This window comes from Candidatus Viridilinea mediisalina, assembly GCF_002532535.1.
In the GTDB taxonomy this organism is placed as follows: Bacteria; Chloroflexota; Chloroflexia; order Chloroflexales; family Chloroflexaceae; genus Viridilinea; species Viridilinea mediisalina.
The window spans coordinates 14325-39867 of record NZ_NQWI01000044.1 but is presented as its reverse complement, the minus strand read 5'-3'; the positions used below and the strand labels follow the sequence as shown (position 1 = coordinate 39867).

At 60.0% G+C, this 25543-nt stretch carries 18 protein-coding genes; 12 read left to right on the top strand and 6 right to left on the bottom strand.

Annotated features, from left to right (window positions below; genetic code table 11):
- Nucleotides 1-93: 93 nt before the first annotated feature.
- Nucleotides 94-2829 (bottom strand): ATP-binding protein, encoded by a 2736-nt coding sequence (locus CJ255_RS11135; protein ID WP_097644177.1) that lies wholly within the window; start codon nucleotides 2827-2829, stop codon nucleotides 94-96.
- 515 nt (nucleotides 2830-3344) lie between these two features.
- Here CJ255_RS11135 and CJ255_RS11130 point away from each other — a divergent pair.
- The 11 genes from CJ255_RS11130 (at nucleotide 3345) to CJ255_RS11080 (ending at nucleotide 19429) form a co-directional block, all read left to right on the top strand.
- A complete protein-coding gene (locus tag CJ255_RS11130) occupies nucleotides 3345-5327 on the top strand; it encodes a PAS domain-containing protein (RefSeq protein WP_097644176.1) in 1983 nt (660 codons plus the stop codon).
- A gap of 84 nt (nucleotides 5328-5411) precedes the next feature.
- Nucleotides 5412-5639, top strand: coding sequence for a hypothetical protein (locus CJ255_RS11125; protein WP_097644175.1), 228 nt, complete (start codon nucleotides 5412-5414; stop codon nucleotides 5637-5639).
- A 21-nt stretch (nucleotides 5640-5660) separates the two neighbouring features.
- Entirely contained in the window at nucleotides 5661-6080 is a 420-nt protein-coding gene (locus CJ255_RS11120) for a type II toxin-antitoxin system VapC family toxin (RefSeq protein ID WP_245863329.1), read from the top strand.
- A 33-nt stretch (nucleotides 6081-6113) separates the two neighbouring features.
- The gene (locus CJ255_RS11115) at nucleotides 6114-6833 is read left to right on the top strand and encodes a response regulator transcription factor (protein WP_097644174.1); all 720 of its coding nucleotides are present in this window, start codon (nucleotides 6114-6116) and stop codon (nucleotides 6831-6833) included.
- A gap of 66 nt (nucleotides 6834-6899) precedes the next feature.
- The gene (locus tag CJ255_RS11110) at nucleotides 6900-7112 is read left to right on the top strand and encodes a hypothetical protein (protein ID WP_097644173.1); all 213 of its coding nucleotides are present in this window, start codon (nucleotides 6900-6902) and stop codon (nucleotides 7110-7112) included.
- 20 nt (nucleotides 7113-7132) lie between these two features.
- Nucleotides 7133-9766 (top strand): serine/threonine-protein kinase, encoded by a 2634-nt coding sequence (locus CJ255_RS11105; RefSeq protein ID WP_097644172.1) that lies wholly within the window; start codon nucleotides 7133-7135, stop codon nucleotides 9764-9766.
- A 7-nt stretch (nucleotides 9767-9773) separates the two neighbouring features.
- Nucleotides 9774-10565 (top strand): RNA polymerase sigma factor, encoded by a 792-nt coding sequence (locus tag CJ255_RS11100; protein ID WP_097644171.1) that lies wholly within the window; start codon nucleotides 9774-9776, stop codon nucleotides 10563-10565.
- A 96-nt stretch (nucleotides 10566-10661) separates the two neighbouring features.
- Nucleotides 10662-11381, top strand: coding sequence for a hypothetical protein (locus CJ255_RS11095; RefSeq protein WP_097644170.1), 720 nt, complete (start codon nucleotides 10662-10664; stop codon nucleotides 11379-11381).
- Between the two features lie 199 nt (nucleotides 11382-11580).
- Nucleotides 11581-14484, top strand: a complete 2904-nt coding sequence (locus tag CJ255_RS11090; protein WP_165774671.1) for a CHAT domain-containing protein — start codon at nucleotides 11581-11583, stop codon at nucleotides 14482-14484.
- A gap of 146 nt (nucleotides 14485-14630) precedes the next feature.
- Nucleotides 14631-16070: an ATP-binding protein gene (locus CJ255_RS11085; RefSeq protein ID WP_097644168.1), complete on the top strand. Its 1440-nt coding sequence runs from the start codon at nucleotides 14631-14633 to the stop codon at nucleotides 16068-16070.
- 884 nt (nucleotides 16071-16954) lie between these two features.
- Nucleotides 16955-19429 (top strand): tetratricopeptide repeat protein, encoded by a 2475-nt coding sequence (locus CJ255_RS11080; RefSeq protein ID WP_097644167.1) that lies wholly within the window; start codon nucleotides 16955-16957, stop codon nucleotides 19427-19429.
- A 527-nt stretch (nucleotides 19430-19956) separates the two neighbouring features.
- On the opposite strand, the gene CJ255_RS11075 is transcribed toward CJ255_RS11080, so the two are convergent.
- The 4 genes from CJ255_RS11075 to CJ255_RS11060 form a co-directional block, all read right to left on the bottom strand.
- Nucleotides 19957-20565 (bottom strand): Uma2 family endonuclease, encoded by a 609-nt coding sequence (locus CJ255_RS11075; protein WP_097644166.1) that lies wholly within the window; start codon nucleotides 20563-20565, stop codon nucleotides 19957-19959.
- A 132-nt stretch (nucleotides 20566-20697) separates the two neighbouring features.
- Entirely contained in the window at nucleotides 20698-21243 is a 546-nt protein-coding gene (locus CJ255_RS11070) for a hypothetical protein (protein ID WP_097644165.1), read from the bottom strand.
- 116 nt (nucleotides 21244-21359) lie between these two features.
- A complete protein-coding gene (locus CJ255_RS11065; protein WP_097644164.1) occupies nucleotides 21360-22799 on the bottom strand; it encodes a WD40 repeat domain-containing protein in 1440 nt (479 codons plus the stop codon).
- A 220-nt stretch (nucleotides 22800-23019) separates the two neighbouring features.
- Nucleotides 23020-23625 carry a rhomboid family intramembrane serine protease gene (locus CJ255_RS11060; RefSeq protein WP_165774670.1) on the bottom strand — a complete coding sequence of 202 codons (606 nt, stop codon included), beginning with the start codon at nucleotides 23623-23625 and terminating at the stop codon, nucleotides 23020-23022.
- Between the two features lie 370 nt (nucleotides 23626-23995).
- Between CJ255_RS11060 and CJ255_RS25045 the strand changes: the two genes are divergently transcribed.
- A complete protein-coding gene (locus CJ255_RS25045; RefSeq protein WP_097644162.1) occupies nucleotides 23996-24634 on the top strand; it encodes an ATP-binding protein in 639 nt (212 codons plus the stop codon).
- 118 nt (nucleotides 24635-24752) lie between these two features.
- Here CJ255_RS25045 and CJ255_RS11050 read toward each other — a convergent pair whose 3' ends face one another.
- Nucleotides 24753-25517, bottom strand: a complete 765-nt coding sequence (locus tag CJ255_RS11050) for an ABC transporter ATP-binding protein (protein WP_097644161.1) — start codon at nucleotides 25515-25517, stop codon at nucleotides 24753-24755.
- Nucleotides 25518-25543 lie beyond the last annotated feature (26 nt).

Below are 25543 nucleotides of genomic sequence, written 5' to 3'. Positions count from 1 at the left end.
CCAATCTCCAATCTCCAATCTCCAATCTCCAATCTCCAATCTCCAATCTCCAATCTCCAATCTCCAATCTCCAATCTACAATCGTAAATGGCATCACTCGTCACTGATACCTGACACCATGTCTGCCAATAGGTCGGCAAGGGGTTGGCGGCGGCCTCTGGCCCAGGCGGCAGCAATGCCAAGGGTATTGGTGTGACTTAGATTGGCAACAAGGTGTTGATGCCAGCGCTCTTCACTCGGCGGCAGGATGGTGTCGAGGGCGGCGCGGAGCCCTTCGGCAGCGCCAAGCCGCTCGGCGGCACACAGATGGTTGCCTGTGGCAAGAGCATGGGCGGCGGCCACTTCGAGCAGCCGGGCGAGGCTGCGCCGATCATGGAGGTCGAGCAAGATGGCACAGGCGCTACGTAGATGGCTGAGAGCCTGCGCTGGATCGTCCATGGCTAGGTTGGCCTGCGCGAGACCAAGGTGGCTCAAGGCGCTGCCGCGCCGGTTGCCAAGTCGTTGGTAGCGTTGTAGCGCTTCGTGGTAGTAGCCTGCGGACTGGGGTGCGTCACCCGCTTCGCGCCAGAGCCACCCCAGATCGCTGAGTGTCCAGGCGCAATCCCGCTCAACGCCAAGCGCCTCGCGCAGATTGAGGCTCTTGTTGAAGAGCGCAGCGGCCTGCTCATACTCCCCGCGCATGCCAGCGGCCCAGCCAAGGTTGTTGTAGCTGAGCGCCACACCGCTGGTATGCCCTGCCGCCTGGTAGAGTTGCAAGCTCTCGCGGTGCAACAACGCGGCAGCATGATAGTCGCCCTGATCGCGCGCAATCCAGCCCAGAGCGTTGAGCGTATAGGCAACACTAAGACGGTCGTTCCGCTGCCGGTAGAGTGCGAGGCTCTGCTCTTGGGCGCTCCGCGCCCCCGCAAAGTCGCCTTGGTCGCGGGCCATCCAGCCTAGTGCCCCGTGGAGCATAGCGGCACTATAGGTGTCGTGGGTACTCTGGGCCAGCGCAAGGGCCGTTTGTAGCTCTGCATGGGCCTGTGGGTAGTTACTCTGGCGTGCGGCAATCCAGGCGAGGCGGTAGTGGGCGCGGATCAGGATGGAGGGCGGGAGCAGCGTTTGGTCGAGAGTGAAGCTTTCGGAGGCGAGTTCTTGCGCTGCGGCATAGTCGCTCTGTTGGTAGGCGAGATCGGCGGCGGCAACTAAGAGCTGCGCCGTTACCTCAGCGGGCAAGGAGGCGCGCAGCGCGAGCGCTGCCTGCGCCCAGTGGCGTCCGGCATCCAATTGCCCCTGCTGCGTCCAATAGGGACTCAGGTGTACCACAAGGGCCGCGAGGGTCATGCCGTCGCGCTGCGTTTGGCTGTAGCTCAAGGCCGCCCGCAGGTTGGCCTCTTCGCGCTCTAGCTTTTGCACCCATGTGACCGATTCCTGACGCCAAAGCGGTGCATCCTGTTGCACATAGCTCAGGTAGTAGGCGGCGTGGCTGCGGGCCAGGCGCAGGCGTGCTGCGGTGGAGAGTTGTTCATAGGCAAAAAGCCGAATACTTTCGAGCATGGCAAAACGCGGTTCGGTGGGAATGGGCGCAGCATGGTTGCGCCCGCGCCGTTTCGCAGCGGGAAGCTCAAGCCGCGTGAGCAGACTATGGTTCAGCAACTGTTCAAGCATGGTCAAGGTGTTGGGCCCAGTCCCTCCCACATGTTCCGCCGCTGCCAGGCTGAAACCGCCCTGAAAGAGGCTAAGGGCGCCCAAGCAGGCTTGTTCGGCAGGACTCAGCAGCGCAACACTCCACTCCAGCGCGGCACGCAACGAATGGTGGCGACGCTCGCGGTCGTTGCCCTGATGGGTCAACAGTTGCAGACGCTGATCGAGGCGTTCGAGCAGCACTTCAGGCGCAAAGATGCGGCAACGGGTAGCCGCCAGCTCCAAGGCCAGCGGCAGGCCATCAAGCTCCCGGCAGATCGCTGTGACCACCGGCACATTCTGTGCAGTCAGGCGAAAGTGGTGATCCGCAGCTTGGGCGCGTTGGGCAAAGAGCTGCAACGCCGGGCTCAACCCGTCCTCATCGGCCTCAAGCGCCAGAGGGGGCACCGCAACCACATGCTCAATCGCAAGCTGCAAAGGCGCTTGGCTGGTGACGAGCAGCTTGAGGCGCGGCGCAGCGGCGAGCAACTCGCTGAGCAGTGCGGTCAGTTCTGAAGCTGCGGGGCGCAACGGTTCGATACTATCGAGTACCAGCAGCAATTCACATGCTTGTAGATACTCGCACAGCACCTGCCGTAGCGGGCGTTCGGGCGCAGGATTGAGTTGCAACGCATGGGCCATACTCGTCAGCATCTGCTCCAGCGAAGCGACCGCCGTCAGCGCCACCCACGCCGCCCCAGCGTCCAACTGGCGCTCCATACCATAACCCAGCGCCCGCGCCAAGCGCGTCTTCCCCACACCCGGCGGCCCAACGAGAGTCATCAGGCGCACCTCAGGTACGGCCAAATACTGCTGAAGCAATGTGAGTAAGGCCTGGCGCCCTACCAGTTCCGGCAGGGCCAGCGGAGGAATGCGGTGCTGCTGAGGCACCATCGTGGTGGCTACATCAGCCACTGGCAGTACAGGCGTGCGTTTCATCCGGCCCCAGGCAAAAAACCGTTCACGCACCCGTGGATCGAGCTGCAACGCATCAGCGAGCTGCTCAAGCATCTGCTGACTAGGCCGTCGCCGCCCGGCCTCAACCGCCCGGATCGTATCAGCCGCATACCCCGCCAACCGCCCCAACTCCGCCTGCGTCAACCACAGCGCCTCGCGCCGCCCCTTGACCCAGAGGCCAAAGTCAATGATGTCGTTGTCGAGTGTCATGAGTCCTCTGTCTACGCTCAGAGGCTGTCTGAAAAGTCTATGAACTGGCGTTGGAGTGCCGGCTTTAGCCGACTAAAGCCGGCACTCCAACGTATGCCACGTAGCATGGTAGGTATGGCACTGACACCCTGTTCAGACAGCCTCTCAGGCTTAGATTATAGCTGTCTTTTGTGCAGTGGGGGCTTGGGAAGGCGAAGCCTCTCCACAAAAAATTCTTTTTGCTTCACCGTTGTAGTGCCGACGTTAGTCGGCATCCGGGGGTTGTCGGCGACCTCAGCCGACTAAAGTCGGCACTACCTAATGGCGCAAACGGTTAGAGGCTGTCTGAAGAGTCTATGAACTGGCGTTGGAGTGCCGGCTTTAGCCGGCTAAAGTCGGCACTCCAACACGCGCCCACTAGCTTTTCAAACAGCTTCTAAAGTAGCCATCCCTTGCAAAAAAACTCATCAGCACTATGCTACAATGCACATCAGGTTTGCCCATTGCGTGAACAACATATAGCAATTTGAACTCCTATGGTAGCGCCAAGCTCCCCGGCTGCTTCAGCTACACCCCAACCAACGCTCCAGACGCTCTTTGCTTGCTGGCAACGTTTCTTCTTGGATCACTACGACCATGAGGTGTCTGGCCAAGAACTGCTTAGTGCCATTGCAGCCGCAACCCATGCCCATAAGGCAGCTTTGCTGATCTATGACCATGAGCAGCATGTGTTGCAGCGCGTTGCAACTGTTGGTTGTGATGATGAGGCTAATCCGCAGCGCACCCGGCTTGCCTTGGGCGAGGGGCTGTGCGGCTGGGTTGCGCAGCAGCGCCAGCCCCTGCTGCTGCCCTTTGACAGCAGTGTGCCCGCCCATCTTCAGCGGATCATCAGTCAGGAGGGCATCTCTTCGGCCATCTGTCTGCCGCTCGAGGTTGCAGGGCAGCTCTGTGGCGTGCTGAGCCTCACCCGGCTCGGCAGCGTGCCGCCCTTTAGCAATGAAGCGCGCTGGTTTGCCACCCTGATCGCCGAGCGTCAAGCCCTCGCCTTGCAGAGCATACGGCTGCGGGGTGAGTTGGAGCGCAGCGAGAGCTTTATCAACCGCATTCTGGAGAGTATTCCGGTCTCGTTGATTGTGATTGACCAACGGTTGCAGATTGTAGCCGCGAACCAGAATTTTCTCACGAAGTCGCGGCGGGCCCAGCAGCAGACCGTGGGCAAGCCGATTGCTGCGGTGTTGCCGCCGGTCTTTATTGCCTTTACGCGCCTAGAAGAGCGCCTGCGCAGCGTCTTTGCCAGCGGCCAACCCTTCGAGGGCGACAAGCTCTCCTATCGTGCCCCCGGCCTTGCGGCCCACACCTACTACTACCGGCTCGTGCCGCTCAAGCGCGAGCGTTTGGTTGAACATGTGCTGCTGCTGATGGAGGACATCACCGAGCGCGAGCAGTTGAGCGAAGAGGTGCGCCGCGTCGAGCGCCACCTGGCGAGTGTGATTGATTGCGCCAGTGACCTCGTGATCTCGCTGAGTCCCGATGGGCGCATTGTGACCTGGAACCGTGCCGCCGAGCGCGTCTCGGGCCTGCGCGAAGATCAGGTACAGGACGAGATGCTGGTGAATTTGTGTGCAATTGATCAGCGTCGTACCCTGACCAATCTGCTCAAGCGTTTGATTGATGGCGAATCCGTGGCCGAGACGGAGATCAATCTGTTGACCGCCGATCCATGGAGTGAGGTGCCGGTGGCATGGAACTGCTCGGCCATGCACGATGATTATGGCCGCCTGGTGGCGATTGTGGCGGTGGGCCGTGACCTCACCGAGCGGCGGCGCTTGGAAGCCCAGATCATTCAGTCGGCCAAGATTGCTTCGCTTGGCGTGATGGCTGGTGGCATCGCTCATGAGCTACGTAACCCGCTGGCGATCATCTCGGCCAGTGCCCAACTGATCGAGGAGCACAGCAACAACCCAGAGTTGCAGCAGCAAGCCACCCGGCGCATCATCGCCTCAGCCGAACGAGCCTCGTTGATCATCGAACACCTGCTGCGCTTTGCCCATCCGCCTCAGGAGCGCTATCGCCTTGTGGATACCAACGAGGTATTGGATGATGTGCTGACCATGATGGATCACCAACTGGTGAGTGCCCAGATTGATTTGCACTGCGAGCTTTCGCCCGAATTACCATTGATCTACGGCAATCCAGAACTCTTGGCCCAAGTCTTTACCAACATGATCCTCAACGCATGCAATGCCATGACGCAAGGCGGCAAGCTGAGCATCAGCACCAGCACACAGGGCGAGCATGTGGTGGTACGCTTTTGCGATACAGGCACGGGCATCCCCCGCGAGCATCTGTCCAAAATCTTCGACCCCTTCTTCACCACGCGGGCTGTGGGCCAAGGCACCGGGCTGGGGCTTTCGATTAGCTATAGCATCGTACGCCAGCACCATGGTACGATAGAGGTTCAGAGCGAGCTTGGACGCGGCACGAGTTTTGAGATTATGCTACCTGTGCATGAGGCGTGAGAGCGGCGGCTGTCTGAAAATTCGGTGGATATATACGTGTACATGCAAACCATTTCCGAATTTTATTTGGGAGGGATAGAATATATGACTACCGAACGTTTGGATGCGATCTTTGAACACGGCACATTTCGTTTAGTCCAGCACCCACAGATTCCGTTGCGTGAAGGTCAGCGCGTGCGGTTAGTGATCGAGACAGAAGAGTCGCCCGAAGCGATTCTCGCGCTCGCTGCCAACGTATACGCTGGATTTTCGCCAGATGATCTCACCGAAGTTGAGCAGATCGCCCTGCAACGCCATGATTTCTTTGGTTAGTGAAGGATACTGGATACAGGCATGATGAGTCAGCCACTCGCTACTACCCTCCTCGATACCGATATACTTTCGGCAGTGATGCGCCAGCATCCTGCCGCAGTAGTGCGTGCCCGTGCCTATCTTGCAGTACATCAACGCCTAACCTTCTCCATTGTTACCCGTTACGAGATTCTGCGTGGGTTGTACGCCAAGCACGCAACAGCCCAATTGTCCGCGTTTGAGCAGCTCTGTCATGTCAGTAGCATTGTCCCTCTCACGGATGAGATCGTGATCCGTGCCGCCACAATCTATGCCGATCTACATCAGCGTGGTGCTTTGATTGGCGATGCAGATATTTTAATTGCGGCAACTGGGCTTGAACATGGCATGATCGTAGCAACCAACAACAAGAGTCACTATCAACGGATTACTGGTATCCAGCTCGATAATTGGCTGGCATAATGATCTGTATCGCTTCATGCCGAAGGTTCCCCTATGCCATCAGTACTTGTCGTAGACGACGAAGATGACCTTACCTGGGCGGTAGGCCATGCGCTGCGCGGCGACGGGCTGACGGTCCATTTGGCCTATGATGGCGCGTCGGCTCTCGCCATTGCGCGTCGGCACACGCCCGATATTTGTGTGCTTGATGTGAACATGCCATGGATGGACGGCTTTCAGCTCTGCCATGCGCTGCGCGCCGAACCAGGCATGAGTCGTGTGCCGGTTCTCTTCATCACCGGGCGCAATACCGTGGAAGATCGGGTGCGTGGGCTCGATGAAGGCGGCGACGATTATCTCTCTAAGCCTTTCGATCTACGCGAGCTACGAGCGCGGGTTCGCGCCCTCTTGCGCCGCAGCCAAGCCACACCTAGCGTGGAACCACCGATGCAGTTGCACGTCGGGGCGCTCTGCCTCGACCTACGCACCCGCGAGGTGCGCGTTGGCAGCAAAACCTGCCAACTCACCCCCGCCGAGTTTGACCTGCTGAACTACTTGATGCAACGCCCCAACCAGGTCTTTTCTAGTACCTTCTTGTTGCGCCAAGTCTGGGGCTATACCCCCGAAACTGCCGAAGTGAGCCTCGTGCGCTGGCATGTCATGAACCTACGGGCGAAGATCGAAGAAAACCCCTCCAACCCAAACTACATCTGCACGGTTGCCCGCCACGGCTATATTTTGCGTAATCCGCAGGAGGAAGACGCGAAGCTGTGAAGATGCGAGGACGCGAAGCCCTCGCCGCTTCGCCTCACGCATTGTCGCAGGAAGGATGTTCATGTTATGCTTACCCTTGATCAAATCTTTACCTATTTCGAGCGGACAATCGCACAGCGCTTTTTGGCACGCGACCTAGAGGGGTTGCGGCGTTGTCAATGGGCATTGGTGGAACTTGTCAATGCCGCTGAGGCGGCTGATGATCGTGAGAGTCTGCTGCGTCTGCGCGTTTTGGCTTCTAAGGTGGCCAATCATCGTGAATCCTTGACGGATGACTAGTCCTTACCGATGGAATAATTATGGCTGATTCACAACTCATTGCTGGACGGTTTGAACTCGGCGATTTGATTGGCCAAGGTGGTATGGGCTATGTCTACCGTGGACGCGATCATAAGCAAGACCGTGAAGTGGCCATTAAGCTGCTGCGTGAAGAGTTGGGGAGCAATACCGATCAGGTGCGCCGCTTTGCGCGTGAGGGTGAGGCGCTGCGCACGCTCAATCATCCCAATATTGTGAAGGTGTTGGCTTCGGTTGAAGAGCAGGGACGCCACTATATTGTGATGGAGTATGTCACTGGTGGCTCGTTGGGTACGCTGCTTAAACAGCAGCCCCAACTGCCGGTCGAGCGGGCTTTGCAGATTGCGCTCGATCTGGCCGATGCGCTCACCCGTGCTCATCGGCTTAAGATTATTCACCGTGACATTAAGCCCATGAATGTCCTGCTGGCCGCCGATGGTACGCCGAGGCTCACCGATTTTGGTGTGGCCCATATGGGTGACCATTCGCGCATGACGGAGACGGGTTCGATGGTGGGTACCTATGCCTACCTGAGCCCTGAGGCGTGCAACGGCCAGCATCCCGATGAGCGTACCGACATCTGGGCTTTTGGGGTGCTGCTCTATGAGATGTTGGCGGGCCAACGGCCTTTTGCTGGTGATCAGCCGGGGGCAATTATTACCGCGATTCTGACCCGCGACCCGCCTAATTTGGCTGAACTGCGCCCTGATGTGCCGCCTGCGTTGGTGCGCTTAGTACAGCGTATGCTGGTCAAGAGCCGCGACGAACGGATTGCCAGCGTGCGCCAGGTGGGGGCCGAGTTGGAGGCAATTATGCGTGGTGAAACAACGCCGCCTGAGGGCGGCATGCACTTCACTACGCAGGTGCTGCACGAGCAAGCGGCCTCACGCTTCAACACGCCGACCAATGCGCCCAACGCAGCAGCAACACCTGAGCCAGCGAGCCCGCTTGCCGCAACGCCAGCGCCAGCGCCAACGCCAGCCCCAAGCCCAACGCCAGCAGCAAAACCAACACGTCTTTGGAGGTTTGCAGGTGCCGTAGGAGTGCTGCTGCTGTTCGGCATGCTGCTCTGGATGAGCGGAAACTTGGGTGGTGGAGCGTCTACCACTGCGCGGATAGGCGAACCAAGTGAGGCCAACCCAGCCGTGATGCTTGAGCCAACACTGGCCAACAATCCGGCACCAGCCAACGATCCCAGCCAATTGCCCAGCGTAGAACCAGTTGAAGCGGGTGAGTATATGGTGCTGGTGAGCGACTTTGAAGCCCTTGATGCTGAACAGCGTGATGTAGCCCGTTTTATTGGTGACGACTTGCGCCAGCAGTTGGAGGTGGACATTCCCCATTCCAATATTCGGGTGCGGCGCTACCCCCAGGTGCTGGTGTCGGAAGATGTTGCGGCCACCGCTGAACGCTTGCAGGCCGCAGTAGTGATCTGGGGTAGCTACAATCGTGAGGGCATTCAGGCCCATGTGCAACTGGGCGATACGAGTGGGATGCCCAACACGATCAACCGCCGAGTGCTTGAACGCACCGCCAACCTGCGGCTCAACTTCAGCGATGAGCGGAGCGAATCGCTGGCCCCCCATGTCTTGCAGGTGCTCAATGTGGTGAGTAATGCAGAGGGCGACATCTATGCAATGTTCCGCAATGTCGCCATGCGCAACCGCATCCGCAGCGGGGTCGCGGTAGAGGGCACGAGCGTCGCGGCCAATGTGAGTCGCTACCTGAGCAACCTGACCAGCGAACCAGCCGTAGCCCTCGAGGCGATCAACCAAGCGTTGAACGACGACGGTGGCAACCCGATGCTCTACCTCTACCGTTCGGGCGCCAACCTCCGCTTGGGCAACATTGATGAAGTGGAGCGCGATGGGACAACCGCAATCCGCCAGACCCAAGGGCGCTGGGTGATGCCCTTCTATGGCGGAGCCTATATCGCCTACAACCGGGGAGCCTATGCTGATGCGCTCAATGCAATCAATGTGGTGGTGTTCCAACGGCCCAACGATTGGTATGCGCTCACCTTTCGCGGGGCGATCCAGCATGCCCTGGGCAACTATGAGGCGGCGCGCGCCGATCTAAACCAAGCGGTTGCCCTTGGCCCTGATGTCAGTTTTCCCTACAAGTACCTGATGCTGATCATGCTGCGTGAGGGCGAGGTAGAGGATGCGCAGCAGATCTATACGACGGTGATGCACGACTTTCCCGATCAGCTCTATGGTGCCCATATTCTTGATGCGTTGGTGGGCAAAGAGGGCAATGTGATTGGCCCCTTTTTGTACGCCTTTGGCGAATTGAGCTTTGGTGCCTTTGACGAGACCATACGCTACCTTGATGCCAGCCTAGCGTTGCGCGAAGATCATGCCGAAGCCCACTTCCTGCGTGGCTTTGCCCATTGCAACATGGGCGAATATGCCAACGCTGAAGCTGACTATAGCCGGGCTCTAGCCTTGGCCCCCGATTTCACGTTGCTCCACCTGTTGCGCGCCGAGGTACGCCAAGGGCAAGACAACAGCACAGGAGCTGCTGAGGATGTTGCGTCCATTCAGGCGAGCGAACAGCAAGAACGCCTAGCCCCGTTTGTCGCGGCGACATTGACCGGCGAGTTAGGCTGTAGGACACTGTTGGTGACGCCGTAGGTGAGCCATGGCCTGTGTTTTTGATGCGAGTGAGCTAAACGCTTGTCGTCATATTGTGCGGCACTGTGATCAGCAGTACGCATGGGGGCTTGATGCGATTACCTGCGAGTATTATGTACGTACCTTGACCCCACTCATGCGCGTCGTAGCACCAGAGCGTCGCGCCATGCTGGTCGTACACTACCATCTGGATCATCGGATCGTCGCTGCACTTAGAGATGTGAACCACCCAGCCCATCACGATCTCTGGGCCCAGTGGTCACGGAAGGTCTTGGCGGTATTGCGCCGCTCGGGCCTCGATTGGTCACATGATAGCTCGATTGAGTTGGACGATCTTGTCCAGGTGGCCCTTGGCGAGTTGGCACAAGCACTGCCCAACTATCGCTACCAGAGCCGCTTTCTTTCATGGGCCTATAGTGTGATTGTCCGCACTGCTCATCGCCACCTACGTACGTTCAACACCCGGCACCATGTGGGCTCACACGTCTCGCTTGAGCGGCTGGAGGAAGCACCTCCCACTGAGGCATTGAAGCCACACCATGAAGAGACAACCCACGCACGCTTACTCGCTGCGCGGGTGCATGCGCTATTGGCAGCGCACAATGATGCACGCCTATTGCCAATTTTTCGCCTTTGGGCTTTAGAGCAGTATACATCGGCTGAAATCGGCGCACTCGTTGATCTCCATGAATCGCGGGTGCGCGCCCTGCTGAATATGGCACGCACCGTGCTACGTGAGGATCCTTCGATTCAGCAATGGCGTGCGGCGAGCGATGATCGCCTAGCCGATAGCCGGTAGTACTCCAGTTGTAGTTGTGTTGGGGCCATGTCCCCAACCCCTTCTGGTGTATCTACAATCTACAATCTACAATCTACAATCATATAGGAATCTACAATGACTTGCCCACGATCTGCTGCGCTACAGCAGTGGCTCAGTTGCCACGATGAGCTACCGCCACCAGCACCATTGGTTGCCCATGTACAGGGTTGTGCCGTTTGCCAAACGGCGCTCCTCACCTTGATGACCACACGGATCGGTATTCCAGAAGCGGGGCAGGTTACCTGTACCACTGCCGAAGATGATCTCCCCGCCATGCTTGAGCTAGAGCGGAGTGCGGGTGCGGCTACTGCTGCCCGCGCCTATCCCGACCTCTGGTGGCATCTCTGGACATGCCCAAGCTGTGCGCAGGTCTACCATGAGACGGCGCTGCTGCTGGATGCTCGTATCGGTGAGGAGCTGCTTGAGCCAGTCCCCCCAGCCAAGCGATCCATCGTACGCTTGGCGCGCCCCTTCCTCACGGCAGTCTTTGGGCCGCAACTGGCCGCTGGGGCAACCTGGAGCAAGAGCGCACCCCAGCATCAACTCCTCGCCGACGAGCATCTGCCTGAGGGCAGGCTCAGTCTCTATGTCGGAGCCGAGGATGCCCACCATTGGTATTTAGAAGCTCACATGCATCCACCACGCACTGGGACGCTGCTCATTGGCTTGGGTGAAGAGGTTCAGAGCATACCATTGCAGGATCATTCTGTAGCCCAACTTTCACACTTGCCATTAGCGTTTCTGTACCATGAAGATGGCCCTGAACTAGCTGTGTGTGTTGCGCCAGCGGGGTGATTTGCAGGGGCGTAGTTCCAACATTCCTAAGAGGCTGTCTGAAAAGTCCATGAACTGGCGTTGGAGTGCCGGCTTCAGCCGGCTAAAGCCGGCACTCCAACGCGTGCTCACTAGCTTTTCAGACAGCCTCTAAAAAAGCAACAAACAATAAAAAAGTTTTTGCTATAATAAGATCATGGTGATCTTCCGCCAGACAACCATGACACGTTGCATGCGGGTGATGCGTCTCGCTGAACGCGATCCCCGTCGCGGCGGGCGGGTGGCGTTGCGTTGGCTGCACCACGGGGGGCGCACCGCCTATGCTGATCTGGCGCTTGGCTGGGCGCTGCTGCGTTGGGAGCGCCTCGCTGCGGCTGAAGCGCTGCTGGCCGCTGCCGCTGTGGCGCTGCCGCCCGCTGATCACGGGGCGCGGCTGCATTGCCAACGCGCCCAGTTGATGCTGGCCCAGCTTCAGGGGGCGAAGCACGACCTGCAGGATCGTTGGGAGGCCCATGTTGCTGCTTGTGCTGCGCTGCATCTGGATGCGGCCATCGTAGCGGCACGTTGCGAGCAGGCGGCCCATCTGAATCTGTTGGGGCACTATAGTGCTGCGCGGGCGTTGATGCGTGCAGTTGGCCCGCTGGTGGCTACGTGTGGCCGGCTGGCGCTGCGGGCGCGTTGGCTGCACGTCAGTGGCGTGGCGGCAATTGGTTGTGGCGATCTCGCAGCGGCCCGTCAGGCGCTCAATCAAGCCGGGCAACTCTTTCACCACCTGGGCTACCGCGCTGAGGTGGCGCGGGTCGCTTTTGAGCAGGGTTGGTTGGCGCTGCGTAGCGAGCAGTTGTCGTTGGCTGCCCGCGCTTTGCGCTATGCGCGGGCGCTCTACCTGCGCCTCGATCTGCCGTTTCGTGTGGCCCTCTGTACGCGCGATCTGGGCACGGTGGCCTATTTGCAGAATGAGTATGACCAGGCGCTGGCCTGGGGGGTGGCGGCACGGCACCAATTTCTGGCCCTTGGTCGCGCCTATCACGCGGCGGGCTGCGATTTTAATCTGGGGACGGTGGCCCATGTGAGTGGGTTGTATGATCTGGCGCTGGCGGCCTACCAGCGGGCTGAAGCGACCTACCGCGAACATGGCCACCCCTTTCAGGCGTTTGTGGCGGGCCGCAATCAGGTCTTGGTCTTGTGCGCTCAGGATAGGCCACACGATGCGCTGGCCCTAGCCGATACGCTGGCCCCCCAGGGGAGCGCCCTGGGCGATGAGTTGGGCGCATGCGAACTGCTCGCTGCCCGTGCCCAGGCGCTGCGCGGCTTGGGGCGCACGGCGGAGGCGGCCCAGGCTTGGCTGGTGGCTGCGAACCGTTTTGCAGCCCTGGGGAATCATGGCGCGGCGGCCACGAGCCGCCTGGAACTGGCGTGGCTGCAACTCGACTCCGCCGCACCTGAGATAACCGCAACCCTGCTGCACGATGTAGCCCGCCAGCTCAACGAACGGCCCGCTCAGCTCTGGCGTGTTCACTATGGCTTGGGGCTGCTGGCGGCGCGCCAGGGTGATCTGGCGGCGGCCCGCGCTGCCTATGTGCGCGCGGTGAAACTGGTGGCGCGCATGCGCCGCCGCCTCGCCAGTGAGCATGCTTCCAGCGGCATTTTCCGCCAGGCGCAGGCGCTGCACCATACGGCCATGACATTGGCGGCCCAGATGGATGATCACGAACTGCTGCTGTTGCTGGCCGATCATCAGCACAGCTTGAGTTTTGCCGCTCAGTTTGGGCAAGCTGCTGCACCTACCGCTACAGCGCTGCTGCGCGAAGCAGCGGGAAGGGCGCTACGCCAAGCGATCATGGGCCCGACAACCACCAGCCAATACGAGGCGGCCCTGAATCATTATCGCAGCGCACTGCTGCAAACACGCCACACTACACCAATTACCCTTGAACATACCGCATTATCAAGAACGCAAAAGCCCATTGGGACGCCATGTTCGACAATCTGCAATCTGCAATCTACAATCGTACATGGTATTACCCCCCGCGCCGCGCCGCCCTACACCGAGTACGACCTCGCCTGTCTGCGCCGCGAATTGACGGCAGCCTATGGTACGGCATGGACGCTGCTCTGCCCGCTCTTTACCGACGATCTGCTCTTGCTCTTTGGTGTGACGCCCGAGGGCAGCTTTTGCACCCAGCGGCCCTACACCTCCCAGATGCGCCAATTGTTCGACCGGGCCTGCCTGCCGACTCAGCGCCAGATGACCTACCGCGATTTGGAGCGTTTGCGCGTGGCGCACCGGCTGCCGTGGCAGACGCTCGACGATCTAGGGCATCTGCTGCTCCCCTCGTGGTTGCGGGCGCGCCTTGGGCCGCAGCATCGTCTGCTGATCCTCCCTTCGGGGCCGCTGCACGGACTAGCGTGGGCGGCGCTGCGCGTTGAAGGCGCGTGGCTCTGCGAGGCGGCGATCCTGCTGCTATTGCCCCACCTGCGGGCGGCGCGCCCCCCGCCGCGCAGCGATCCCAATGCTCCCGCCCTGCTCATCGGCTGTAGCCAGTTTGGCCCCCGTGCGCCGGAGCTACCGCTCGTAGGCACCGTGCTCGACCTAGTTGCCCAGACATGGCGCGGCCCCTGCGAGCAACTGCGCGACGGCGCAGCGACCCTCGCGGCCCTACGGGCGGCGAACAGCCACCATGCACTACGGCGCTACGGCCTGATCCAATTGGCCAGCCACGCACAACTCGGCGGTGCCGACGGGCTACTGGCCCAGATTCAGCTCGCCGACGACGCCATGCTCCTCGATGAAGTGGCCCAACTGCGCATCCAGGCCGACCTTGTGGTACTGAGTGCCTGCGAAGGCGGGGCGAGCGCCGTGCTACCCGGCGACGAAGTGTTGAGCCTCAGCCGGGCACTGCTCACTGCCGGAGCACACAGCGTCATCGCCAGCCTTTGGACCGTCTATGATCAAGGGCTGCTCGCCCTGCTGCAACCGCTCTACCAAGCCTTAGCCAGCGGTCACGACCCCCCAACGGCCCTGGCCCTCGCCCAGCGCACGCTCTGCAACCGCCCAGCGGAAGCCAACTCGATGCTGCATACGCCCTACATTTGGGGGGGATTTCATGTAGTGTGTAGGTAGGACCAAGCCCCAACTCGTCAACGAGCATCGTGGGAGGAGTTCGGGAAGGGCGAAGCCCTCCCACGATGCTAGAGGTTTCAGAACTATAGCATAGCTAGATTATAATAATCTGGCTATGCTATTTCTTTTGGAAAGTGAGAGCGGCTATGTTTGTTGATCGTGAAGCGGAACTAGACTTTTTGCAGCGTATCCAGCAGCAGCAGCACCCTGGCCCGGGCCAGTTGATTATGCTCTATGGGCGGCGACGGGTGGGTAAGACGGCGTTGCTGCGCCGGTGGGCTGAGGCGAGTGGGTTGCCTTGGATCTATTGGATGGCGCAAAAGGAGCCGGCGGCGCTCCAGCGGCGCAAGCTCTTTGCCCAGATCTTGGGGCGTGGCCCGTTGGCGGGTACGGTACCGAGTTTTGCGAGTTGGTCGGATCTCTGGGATGTAGCTGCGGCCAACTTGACGAGCCGCAAGCAATTGTTGATCCTTGATGAACTGCCCTATGCGGCTGAAGCCGATCCCGCGATGCTCTCGGCGCTGCAGTTGGCTTGGGATCAACACTTCGAGCAATCGCCCTTGATGATTGCGCTCTGCGGCTCCCATGTGCGGGCGATGGAGACACTGCTGGCGGCGCAGTCTCCGCTCTTTGGGCGTATGACGGGCCAATGGCGGCTGCATCCGCTTCCTTTTGGCGCTTTGCGCTCCTTCTTTCCTACCTGGTCAGCCGAGGAGCAGGTGGCGGCCTACGCTATCGTGGGTGGGGTTCCGGCCTATCTGCGCTGGTTTGATCCCACACAAGCGTTAAGCAGCAACCTTCGTCAGCGCATCCTTGCTCCAGGTAGCCTCGCGCTGGCCGAGGTAGAATTTTTGCTCTACGATGAAGTGCGTGAGCCACGAGTCTATTTGGCAATCCTCCAGGCGCTCGGCAATGGGGCCCACACGCTGGCGCAGATCAGTGCAGCCGCAATGGTGGCACCGAGTAATCTCAATGCCTACCTAGCGACACTGCAGGAGTTGCGGATCGTCGAACGGCGCATTCCCGCGACGCTGCATCCGTCGCGGCAACGTAGTTCCAAGCAGGGGCGCTACCATCTGAGCGACCCCTTTCACCGCTTCTATTTTCGCTTTTTGCAGCCCTACGAGGCTGAAGTGAGTCACCAGCCAGAGGGGGTACTCAAGCTGATTCAGGAGCAACTACGCGCGTTTGTGGGCGCAACCGCATGGGAAGAACTGGCGCGGCAGTGGGTGCGTAGTGCAGCGCAACGCGGCAGTTTGGCTATAGTCCCCGAAACCATTGGGAGCCACTGGAGTCGCACGGTGCAAGCGGATGTGATTGGCATCAACTGGCGCGAACGGGCGATCCTAATTGGCGAGTGCAAATGGGGCGCAGAACGGGTAGATAAGGCAGTGGTGCGCGATCTCTTAGAGCGCACCATCCCTCTGGTGTTAGCCGATCTACCCGACAAGGGCGAAGCGTGGCATGTCGTCCCGTTGCTCTTCACACGGGCAGGGCTTACCCCGGCAGCGCATGCGCTCCTACGCGAGCATGATGGTCTAGCTATCGACACCATGCGCCTCTGGAGCGACTTGGCGTTGGGATGAGCGGGGCGGGGTGCAGTTTGGCCATGCTACGGTACCACCATCAACTAGCCTACAACTGGCACGCATCGAAATAATGTACTATCATTGGCATTATCATCTTGACAGGTGTACATCACCATCCCATTTGGGCCTTTAACCATTTCGCCGATACCATTCCATGAGGATACCGTTGAAGTGGCATCCCCCACGGCATTTCGCCCCCACCGCTTCACCTTTGTGCGCCCGAATTTCCAGCGTGCCATCGATCTACTCAACGATGCCGTACGCCTATGTTGTCGGCGACATCAGCCGACTAAGGGAAGCGGATGCTGTTGATTACCCCGTTGCGTTGCCATCCTGAGCGAAGGTTCGTAGGAACATTCCTGTTTGCGCCGTAGGTAGTGCCGACTTTAGTCGGCTTCCCATCGCTGCCAAAGACCTCAGCCGACTAAAGTCGGCACTACGATGTCCGCCCATAGACTATTCAGCATGACAGGCTGCTGGGATACGTAACAACATCCGCTTCCCTTAGTCGGCTGAGGTCGTAGGTTGCCATTGGATGCCGACTAACGTCGGCACTCCAGCGGTAAAGCTGAAAGGTTGTTTCTGAAACCTTCCCTATAGTTTAGATCATGCAGTTCATGGCTATTCTAGCATGTTTGTTAACAAGGTGCCCCGCCACCGCCATTATCATTACCGGGATCGTCAACCAAGCGTACACCAGATGTACTGGGCATCGTCTTCCTCGCCGTGTTGATGCCATGTGGCACATAGGCATATGGCATATGATGGATATAGGTTACACCCGGGTATAGAGGTAGCATACGGCAATATAGGTACATAGAGTCGGCAAGTTTGACGAAAGAAGCCACCAAAATTGGTGACCGTAGAAAGAAATCGCGCCTATGGACGAGATAGCCACCAAGCAGGCGGTACGCGAACTGATCAATACATGGGCGCTGCGGGCGGGTTTGCAGAAGCAGGCGCTGGCGGCGCGGGCTGGGTTTGGGAGCTACGATGAGTTCTATCGCGCCTATCTGGATCTGGGCCGGGCGCTCAGTAACGATCCTGAGGCGGCGCTGCGTGTGGTGCAGGCGCTTACGTTGGGCTTGCCCGCTGCTGCACGGGCGACGCCTGCTGAGGCGGTGAATTTCTTTATCTATACGCGCCTGCCGCTCGACCGCTACCCTGAGGTGTTGCAGCGCGAACTGTTTGCGCCGGAGGCGTGGCGTGCTGCCTTGCAGCAGCATCTCGCGCTTGAGTTGCCCGCTGCTGCGCCGCAGCCCGATGCGTTGACGCTGCTGGCTGCCATTGATGATTTAGTACGCCGTGGCGCAAGCACCGCGCCAGCACCTACTGCTGCGCCGTTGCTGCTCGATCCTACGCGCCCGCCACCGTCGCCCACAAATCTGCCGGTGCCCCACCGCATGCCCCTTGCACCGGCGCGACTCTTTGGCGGACGCGACCAGGAGTTGCAGCAGGTGGTGCGCCATCTGCGTGAGCAGGAGGTGGGTGAGGCGCTGGCGATCACTGGCATTGGTGGGGTGGGTAAGACGAGCCTTGCTGCGGAGTTGGCCCATCGCTATGGCCAGTTCTTTGCGGGCGGTGTCTTCTGGATCAGTTGTGCCGACCCGCATGCCTGCGAGCGCGAGGTGGCTGCGTGTGGTGCGACGGGTTTGGTGCAGGCGTCCAATTGGCGCGAGTTGCCATTGGACGAGCGGGTGGCGTTGGTCTTGCAGGCGTGGCAGGAACCAACGCCGCGCCTCTTGATCCTCGATAATTGTGAGGATGATGAGACGCTGCTGCGCTGGCGGCCTAGTAGCGGCGGCTGCCGCGTGGTGTTGACGAGTCGGCGGGCCCGTTGGCCCCGTAGCCTTGGGGTGAGCGAGTTGGCGCTGCACGAATTGGAACCCGTTGCTGCCCGTGCGCTCTTGCAGCGCTACCGCCCCGATCTGCCCGCCAACGACCCACGCCTTGCCGCGATTGCCACTGAGTTGGCCGGGCTGCCGTTGGCGCTGCACCTGGCCGGAAGCTACTTGGAGACCTATCAAGACGACCGGCACGTGGGCGATCCGGCCAATTTTCTGCGCGAGTTGCAGGCCCAAGGGCCGCTGGAGCATAGCGCCCTGCAGGGTGCCGAGGCTGCGCCCTCGCTCACCCGCCACGAACAGCACCTGGGGCGTACCTTTGCCCTGAGTATTGAGCAGCTCGACCCGCAGACGCCGGGCGATGCGCTGGCGCGAACCATGCTGGGCGTGGTTGGTTGGCTGGCCCCCGGCGAGCCCTTCGATGGCGAATTGCTCGCTGCCGCCAGCAGCAGCAGCGCAGGGGCGGGGCGGCTGGCCGTGCGTCGCCTACGCGACCTCGGGTTGCTCCGTAGCGACACGGGGCTGCTGCGCGTCCACCGGCTGGTGAGCGACGCTGCACGGGCAACGGTGAGCGCCATGCCGCAGCGGAGCAGCCTTGCTACCGCGCTGATCGCCCGCAGCGAAGCGGCCTACTTAGGCCAGCAGCCCGCCGAAGTGCCGCTGCTCCTACCCCACATGGCCCGTCTCGACGCGAGTGCCCACGCGCCCGTCCCTGAGCTACTGAACAGCATGCCCTTCCTCTTTGAATTGGCTGGCGACCTCCAGAGCAGCCGCGCCTACGCCCAGCGGGCCTACGACGCCCTGGCGGCCCCAGGGGCGCTCGAAACCCCCCTGGGGGCCGAAGTGATCGCCAATCTTGCCGAATGGCAACGACTGCTTGGCGACAACCGCGCAGCCCGTCCGCTCTACGAACAAGCCCTCGCCATGCGTCAGCGCATCCTGCCGCCGGGCGACATGGCCCTCGCCGAGAGCCACAACAACCTGGGCGAACTGCTGCGCGAAGAGGGCGACTACGCGGCCTCGCGCTACCACTACGAGCAGGCGCTGGCCATTGCGCTGGCTGGCGGTGGCCCCGAACACAACACCACCCTCGCAGCGCGCAACAACCTCGCCCTACTGCTGATCAAACTGCACCTGCACAGCGAAGCAGCAGAGCAACTACGCCCACTGATCGTTGCCGCGAGCGCCATCTTCGGCCCCAACGACCCACGGGTAGCCACGGCCAAGATCAACCTAGGGGCCGCCCTCGCGGGCCTGGGGGCACTCGACGCTGCCCGTGAGGAACAGCGCCAAGCCGTCGTTAGCCTCACCGATCTCCTAGGCGAACGCCACCCAACCACCCTACTAGCGCGTCTCACCGCTGTACGCACCCTCATACTACTGGGCGAACGTGCAGCCGCACTGAGCGAACTACGCCTGCTCGATCAGTTCCTACGTGCCGCGTATGGGCCGCAGCACCCCCTGAGTACACAGGCGCGCGAACTGATCGTAGCAGTGGAGCGTGAGGCGTGAGGCGTGAGGCGTGAGGCGTGAGGCGTGAGGCGGGGGGCGGGGAGCGGGGGGCGGGGGGCGGGGAGCGTGAGGCGTGAGGCGTGAGGCGGGGAGCGGGGAGCGGGGAGCGGGGAGCGGGGAGCGGGGAGGCTACGCCCATATGCCTCTTTACCGTTGAAGTGCCGACGTTAGTCGGCATCCGGGGGTTGTCGGCGAGCTCAGCCGACTAAGGGAAGCAGAAATTGTTACGTATCCCAGCAACTTGTCATGCTGAATAGGACATGGGGCGCAGGCATCGTAGTGCCGACTTTAGTCGGCTGAGGTCTTGGGCAGCGATGGGAGCCGACTAAAGTCGGCACTACCTACGGCGCAAACAGGAATGTTCCTACGAACCTTTGCTCAGGGTGGCCAAGCAACGGGGCAATCAAAAATATCCGCTTCCCTTAGCCGGCTGAAGCCGGCACTCCAACGCCAGTTCATAGACTTTTCAGACAGTCTATTAGGCGCAAACGGTAAAGTAGCCTGAAGCCCTCCCTAACAACTCTATTTTATTCGGCTGGCTCGTGGCCAATCCCTAGATCATCAAGCTTGAGATCAACCTTCTCGTACACATCTGCAAGAACAAGTAGGCAATTGATCGAGCCAAGCTCAAGCTGCGCCGTTAAACCTATCGCCTCGCGGAGTAGCCATAGATCGCCATCTTGACGCATATAGTGTTCAATCCGAGGCTCCTCCTGCGCGATCAGGAGATAGTCATGCAGCGCTGGAATCGTGCGGTAGTGACGAAACTTCATCCCGCGATCATAGCGCTCAGTGGATGGTGATAAGACCTCGACAATCACCGTTGGATTGATCAGGTTCAGGCGTGAAGCCTCAAGAAATTGGGGTTGCCCACAGACAACCGTGACATCAGGATAGGTATAGAGCCCGGTTGCCATGATTTTCAGGCGTTGATCACTATTGTAGACGCGACACTCACGGCGGCGGAGTTGGGCATGCAATGCAGCATGGGTGTTGCCAGCCAATAAATTATGCGCCTCGGTGCCGCCAGTCATGGCATAAATTTCACCTTGATAGTATTCATGCTTGTGGGTACTTGCCTGTTCAAACGCAAGATACTCAGCCTCGGTCATGAAGCGTTGTGGCTGTACTGTCATTGCAGTTCCTTACATATTCGCTGGTGATCGAGTCTTGCAGATAATGTGGCTCCCACGGGAAATCCTAGAGAGCCAAAAACCTCTATATCTGAAAGGGAGGGCTTCGCCCTCCCCGAACCCCTCCCACGCTCGCTACAACTCTACCGCCAGCACCCACTCCCAGCGCGCCGTGTAGTAGACAGTGGCGCGCTGCCCACCCACCCTGCTCCGCTCCAATTTGTAGTGGTCGTTGGCATCAATGCTGAAGCAGCGCCCCCCGACGCAGAAGTAGTGGAGGGTTGGTTTGTGACCTTCGCGCTTGAGATGCAGGGTGCCGCTGATCTGAGCTACTTCACCCGCTGCAATCGTCTGCTCCATGCGGCGGTGGCTGTAGGCTAGGATGATCCACGCCAAGCCACTCCAGCAGAGCAGACCAATTAGCACCGCCAGCCACATCTGCCAGAGGGGAATCCCTTCGTTGAGCGCCGCTAGGCCACTGCCCACTACGCCAATAACGGCTACAAAGGTAAAGAAGCCCTTCGTCAGCCCCACCGAATCGGCGTGGCGCGCCCGCATGCGCTCCTGCTGCCGCTCGGAGATGCTGCCGCGCTGGTTGGCACGTAGATCCTTCGGGGTGTACTGGAACACCTCCGCTAGCGCCTCATCTGGTGGGGGTGGTGGCGGGAGAAGTGTCTGCATGGTCAGTTATACCAGTGACGAGTGGTGAGTGACGAGTGACAAGCAGGGTATATCTTATTGCAATGCAGTCTGACGTAATTTGCCATGCGGCATATTCAACGGCAATTGGTGTTATTCTACCCCACCTCGGCGCCCAAGGCCACTAATCCCTGGCGCTCGGCGGCTGTGAGGCCGCGCACTCCTTGCAGCTTCAGGCCGTCGTAGGGGCGCGGCATCGGCATGCTGCGTAGGTTGTGGCCCGTGGCCACCGCCCAGACGCGCACGCTGCCATCTTCGCTGCCGCTGCTCGCTTCGCTCCCGTCGCGGCTGAAGGCGACGGCGACGACCGCCCGGCTGTGGCCGTGCATGGTGTGGCGACATGTGCCGCTGGTGAGATCCCAGAGGCGCACGGTGCGGTCGTCGCTGCCGCTGATCAGGGTTGCGCCGTCGGGGCTGAGGGCGATGGCGACGACGCGCTGCGCGTGGCCGCTGAGTTGGCTGCGACACTTCCCTTGCTGCACATCCCAAAGTTGAATGACGCCATCCTGCCCGCTGCTCACCAACTGCGTCGCGTCGGGGCTGAAGGCCAGCGACCAGATGGCGCCGTGCTGCCCCGCAAGCACGCTGGCAACGCGGCCCGCTCCACGATCCCAAAGCTGGATCTCGCCGTCGGCCCCGCCACTCGCCAGCCAACGCCCGTCCGGGCTGACGGCGAGCGTCCAGACGTGGTGGCGGTGGCTGGTGATGGTCTGCAGGCACGCACCGCTCGCCACATCCCAACAGCGCACGCTCCAGTCGGCGCTGCTGCTGAAGAGTTGCTGCCCTTCGGGGCTGAAGGCGACCGCCTGCACCCAGCCGTGATGGCCGCGCAGGATGGCTTGGGGCGTGCCAGCGGGCAAATGCCAGAGGCGGATCGTCTCGTCGTCGCTGCCACTGGCCAGCAGCGTGCCGTCAGGGCTAAAGGCGAGCGCCTGGATCCACTCCTGGTGGCCACGCAAACTGTGGCGCAGCGCACCACTCTGCGGATCGAGCAGGTAGATCGTCTCGGCCACCCCCACCGCGAGCGTCTGGCCGTCGGGGCTGAGCGCCATGCAGCGCAGTTGGTTGATGTGGCCCTGGAAGAGGCTGTGGCACTGGCCGTCGGCCAGTGACCAGAGGCGCACGTTCTGGTCGTGGCTGCCGCTAGCCAACATGCCACCGTCGGGGCTAAAGGTCAACGAGCGCACCCGATTCTCCGGCTCGCGCAACATCGCGTGGGGCTGGTAGTCGCTGCTGCGCCACAGGCGAATCGCTTGGTCTTCGCCGCCACTGGCCAGATAGCTCCCGTTGGGGCTAAAGGCGAGCGCCCGCACGGCCCCGCGATGGCCCTCGAGGGTGGCGACGATGGTGCAATCGGGGATGCGCCAGAGCTGAATGGTGGCATCAAACCCGCCACCTCGCGGGCATGCTACAACTCCAAGCCTGGTTGCGTACCCAGGGCCAAGCGGTGCTGGTGGGGCAACTGCTCGTCCAGCAAAACCTTGTCCAGCCGCAACATATTGAGGAGATTGTGAGCGTGAGGTCTCCGCTCTCTTCATAGAGGTAGGAAAGGGGCAAGCCCTCACAGGTCTAGTAGACCTGTGAGGGCTTGCCCCTTTCGCATGACGTTTAGGGCTGTCGCCCTGAAACCCGCTTTGGGGCTACGCCCCCATCCCAAACGGCTTGCATACTAGGGAGTCCTTTCTTGGCTCTTGCTCCGCATGCTCTATCGTACAACGCTTTAGGCTGCTTGGGTTGTGTCTGTGGAATTGGTCGCGCCTATGCTATCTCGCGCTGAATGAACGTCTGTGGCTTCAGCCATTGTCCGAGGAAATACCCTGCAATCAGCCCGATGGCGTGGGCAGGCCCCCCGATCATGGCGGTTGGATCGATCATGAGGAGCAAGGCGTTGCCAATAAACAGAGCCAGCGCCCAATGCTTGATGGCACCCTTCATGATGATCTTGTCGGGTTCGATGGCGCTCAATGCGGCAACCACTCCATAGACGGCTGCTGATGCGCCAACGACCGGCCCAATCCACTGGATAACATCGGCAAACGGAATGATCGTCAGGCTTCCGAGGAAGCCGCACAGTCCATATACGCTGAGCAACTTGCCGCCTCCGACAATCCGTTCAAGCCTTCTGCCGAATGGCAAGAGCACCCCCATATTAAGCACAATGTGAATCAGCATTTCATGTGAAAAAAAGACGCTGATCACTGTCCAAGGCGCTTCCATCACCCGGTGCGGATCGAGCAACAATACGTTACGTGTTTCTGGAAATAAATTCAACACAGTAAATACAATGATGTTTATCAAAACAATGGTATACGTCACTGTGTGTGTTCGCATATCTTCTCGTAGGTTGAAGGTATAGGCTTTCATGCTCTGCTCCTGTTGTTGCACCAACGTCAGCCTGACATGTTGGTTGAAGTTGAACTGCCACCCTACATCCCGCTGGATGCTGGGAGGATGCGTGGGAACCTCGTTCCCGCGTGCCCTCTTCATTCTATTAAGTAATGCTGCAGATCAAACCGGACTACCGGATGAATTCAAGCTCAGCCAAAGGATTGAGTGTTAACTAGGGTGATCGCAAGAGTGGATGGGCAATAGCGCAAAAGGAACGCGGTGTAGGGGCACGGCGTCGCCGTGCCCCTACACCGCGTGGTTTTTGGGTTGCTGACAGATTACCTACCAGCAGATTATGATAATATCTATGGAGGTATAAGGTAGCACAAGCGAAGGAAAGCTTCCAATGACGCTTGAACTGCGGCGTGAAAACCTGCGCGTGAGTTGGCAAAAGGATATGGCCCCCTCCCAGATCGACCAGATTCTGGCCAATCTCTGTGTCAACGCCCGCGATGCTATTGCGGACGTGGGGCGGGTGACGATTGAGACAGATATGGCGATCTTTGACGAGGCATATTGCGCCCATCATGCCGAGGTTACGCCTGGTGCTTATGTCCTCTTGGCAGTGAGCGATAACGGCCACGGCATGGACGAAGAGACCCTCAAGTACGCTTTTGAGCCATTCTTCACCACGAAGGCACAGGGTAGGGGCACGGGCTTGGGGTTGGCCACGGTGTACGGCGTGGTCAGGCAGAACCACGGCTTCGTGCATGCCTATAGCGAACCGGGCAGGGGCACCACGTTTCGGATCTACCTACCACAGCATCAGGGTGAGTTACCGTCTGTTGCGGCAGATAGGGCAAAGCCAACACCAGTAGTCTATGGCAACGTAGAGACCTACAGTGGACAACGGCCAAGTCAAGCCTATATGCAGCGCCTACTGGCCCAAGAGCACTTCATTGCGCTTGTTGCACTGCGGCATGACGTGGTTGTTGAAGGTTTCATCAAACAGCAGCACGCATGCGGGGTTCGGAAGCCCGCATAGACCGGTCAGGCTCAGGGCTAATCCCAGCCCTCACACGCGACTGAGTTTGCGCACCAATGGCGAAACCGTTGGCAATCCCTGTGGCTTACGACGCTTATTCGGAGGCCTCCGAATAAGCTCAGAATTGCATGGTGGCCAGCCATACCGTGAGAGCCTCGGCACGGGTTTTCAGGTCGTCACGCGCTGCATCGTAGGGGCCTGGCCGGTACTCGCCAGCGATCTGGCCATCGAAGATGAACAGCACCCGTTCGGTTTGTGCGGCCACACTAACGTCGTGGGTGACCAGCAGGATGCTCGTGCCGGTGCGATGGATGTCCGCCAGCAGGGCCATGATCTCGTTGGCCGAGCTTGAGTTCAAGGCACCGGTTGGCTCATCACCGAAGATCATCTGTGGGTCACTCATCAGCGCACGGCAGATGCCCACCCGCTGTAGTTGCCCGCCTGAAGCCTGGGTAATCTCACGCGTTTCCAGCTCCTCAATCGCGGTCTGTTGCATCAAAGCCTTGGCTTTGGCCCGGATCTGCGCGACGTTTTTCCGGTTATCGCGCATAGAGGGCAGCATGATGTTGTCGAGTACATTCAGGTTGCGTAGCAACGTCGGCTGCTGGAAGACAAAGCCCATCTTGCGCCGACGGAGATCGGCCAGTTCGTTGTCGCTCAGCCGCGCGAGATCTACGCCATCAAACATGATGCTGCCGCTGTCAATGCTATCCATGCCGCTCAAGGCAAACAGCAAGGTTGATTTACCTGAACCTGATGGCCCCATGATCGCCACGAATTCGCCTGCGTTGATCCTCACCGAGACGCCGTCGAGTACATTGCGCCGCTCGGTGCCCGCGCCAAAGGATTTGACGATGTTTGCGCCAACCATGATCGGCTGCATAGGTTCCTCCATTTCAGATTGCAGAT

Coding starts and splice junctions, on each gene's coding strand:
- CJ255_RS11135 (WP_097644177.1), bottom strand. CDS start 2,829: ATGACACTCGACAACGACATCATTGACTTTGGCCTCTGGGTCAAGGGG.
- CJ255_RS11130 (WP_097644176.1), top strand. CDS start 3,345: ATGGTAGCGCCAAGCTCCCCGGCTGCTTCAGCTACACCCCAACCAACG.
- CJ255_RS11125 (WP_097644175.1), top strand. CDS start 5,412: ATGACTACCGAACGTTTGGATGCGATCTTTGAACACGGCACATTTCGT.
- CJ255_RS11120 (WP_245863329.1), top strand. CDS start 5,661: ATGATGAGTCAGCCACTCGCTACTACCCTCCTCGATACCGATATACTT.
- CJ255_RS11115 (WP_097644174.1), top strand. CDS start 6,114: ATGCCATCAGTACTTGTCGTAGACGACGAAGATGACCTTACCTGGGCG.
- CJ255_RS11110 (WP_097644173.1), top strand. CDS start 6,900: ATGCTTACCCTTGATCAAATCTTTACCTATTTCGAGCGGACAATCGCA.
- CJ255_RS11105 (WP_097644172.1), top strand. CDS start 7,133: ATGGCTGATTCACAACTCATTGCTGGACGGTTTGAACTCGGCGATTTG.
- CJ255_RS11100 (WP_097644171.1), top strand. CDS start 9,774: ATGGCCTGTGTTTTTGATGCGAGTGAGCTAAACGCTTGTCGTCATATT.
- CJ255_RS11095 (WP_097644170.1), top strand. CDS start 10,662: ATGACTTGCCCACGATCTGCTGCGCTACAGCAGTGGCTCAGTTGCCAC.
- CJ255_RS11090 (WP_165774671.1), top strand. CDS start 11,581: ATGACACGTTGCATGCGGGTGATGCGTCTCGCTGAACGCGATCCCCGT.
- CJ255_RS11085 (WP_097644168.1), top strand. CDS start 14,631: ATGTTTGTTGATCGTGAAGCGGAACTAGACTTTTTGCAGCGTATCCAG.
- CJ255_RS11080 (WP_097644167.1), top strand. CDS start 16,955: ATGGACGAGATAGCCACCAAGCAGGCGGTACGCGAACTGATCAATACA.
- CJ255_RS11075 (WP_097644166.1), bottom strand. CDS start 20,565: ATGACAGTACAGCCACAACGCTTCATGACCGAGGCTGAGTATCTTGCG.
- CJ255_RS11070 (WP_097644165.1), bottom strand. CDS start 21,243: ATGCAGACACTTCTCCCGCCACCACCCCCACCAGATGAGGCGCTAGCG.
- CJ255_RS11065 (WP_097644164.1), bottom strand. CDS start 22,799: ATGAAGAGAGCGGAGACCTCACGCTCACAATCTCCTCAATATGTTGCG.
- CJ255_RS11060 (WP_165774670.1), bottom strand. CDS start 23,625: ATGAAAGCCTATACCTTCAACCTACGAGAAGATATGCGAACACACACA.
- CJ255_RS25045 (WP_097644162.1), top strand. CDS start 23,996: ATGACGCTTGAACTGCGGCGTGAAAACCTGCGCGTGAGTTGGCAAAAG.
- CJ255_RS11050 (WP_097644161.1), bottom strand. CDS start 25,517: ATGCAGCCGATCATGGTTGGCGCAAACATCGTCAAATCCTTTGGCGCG.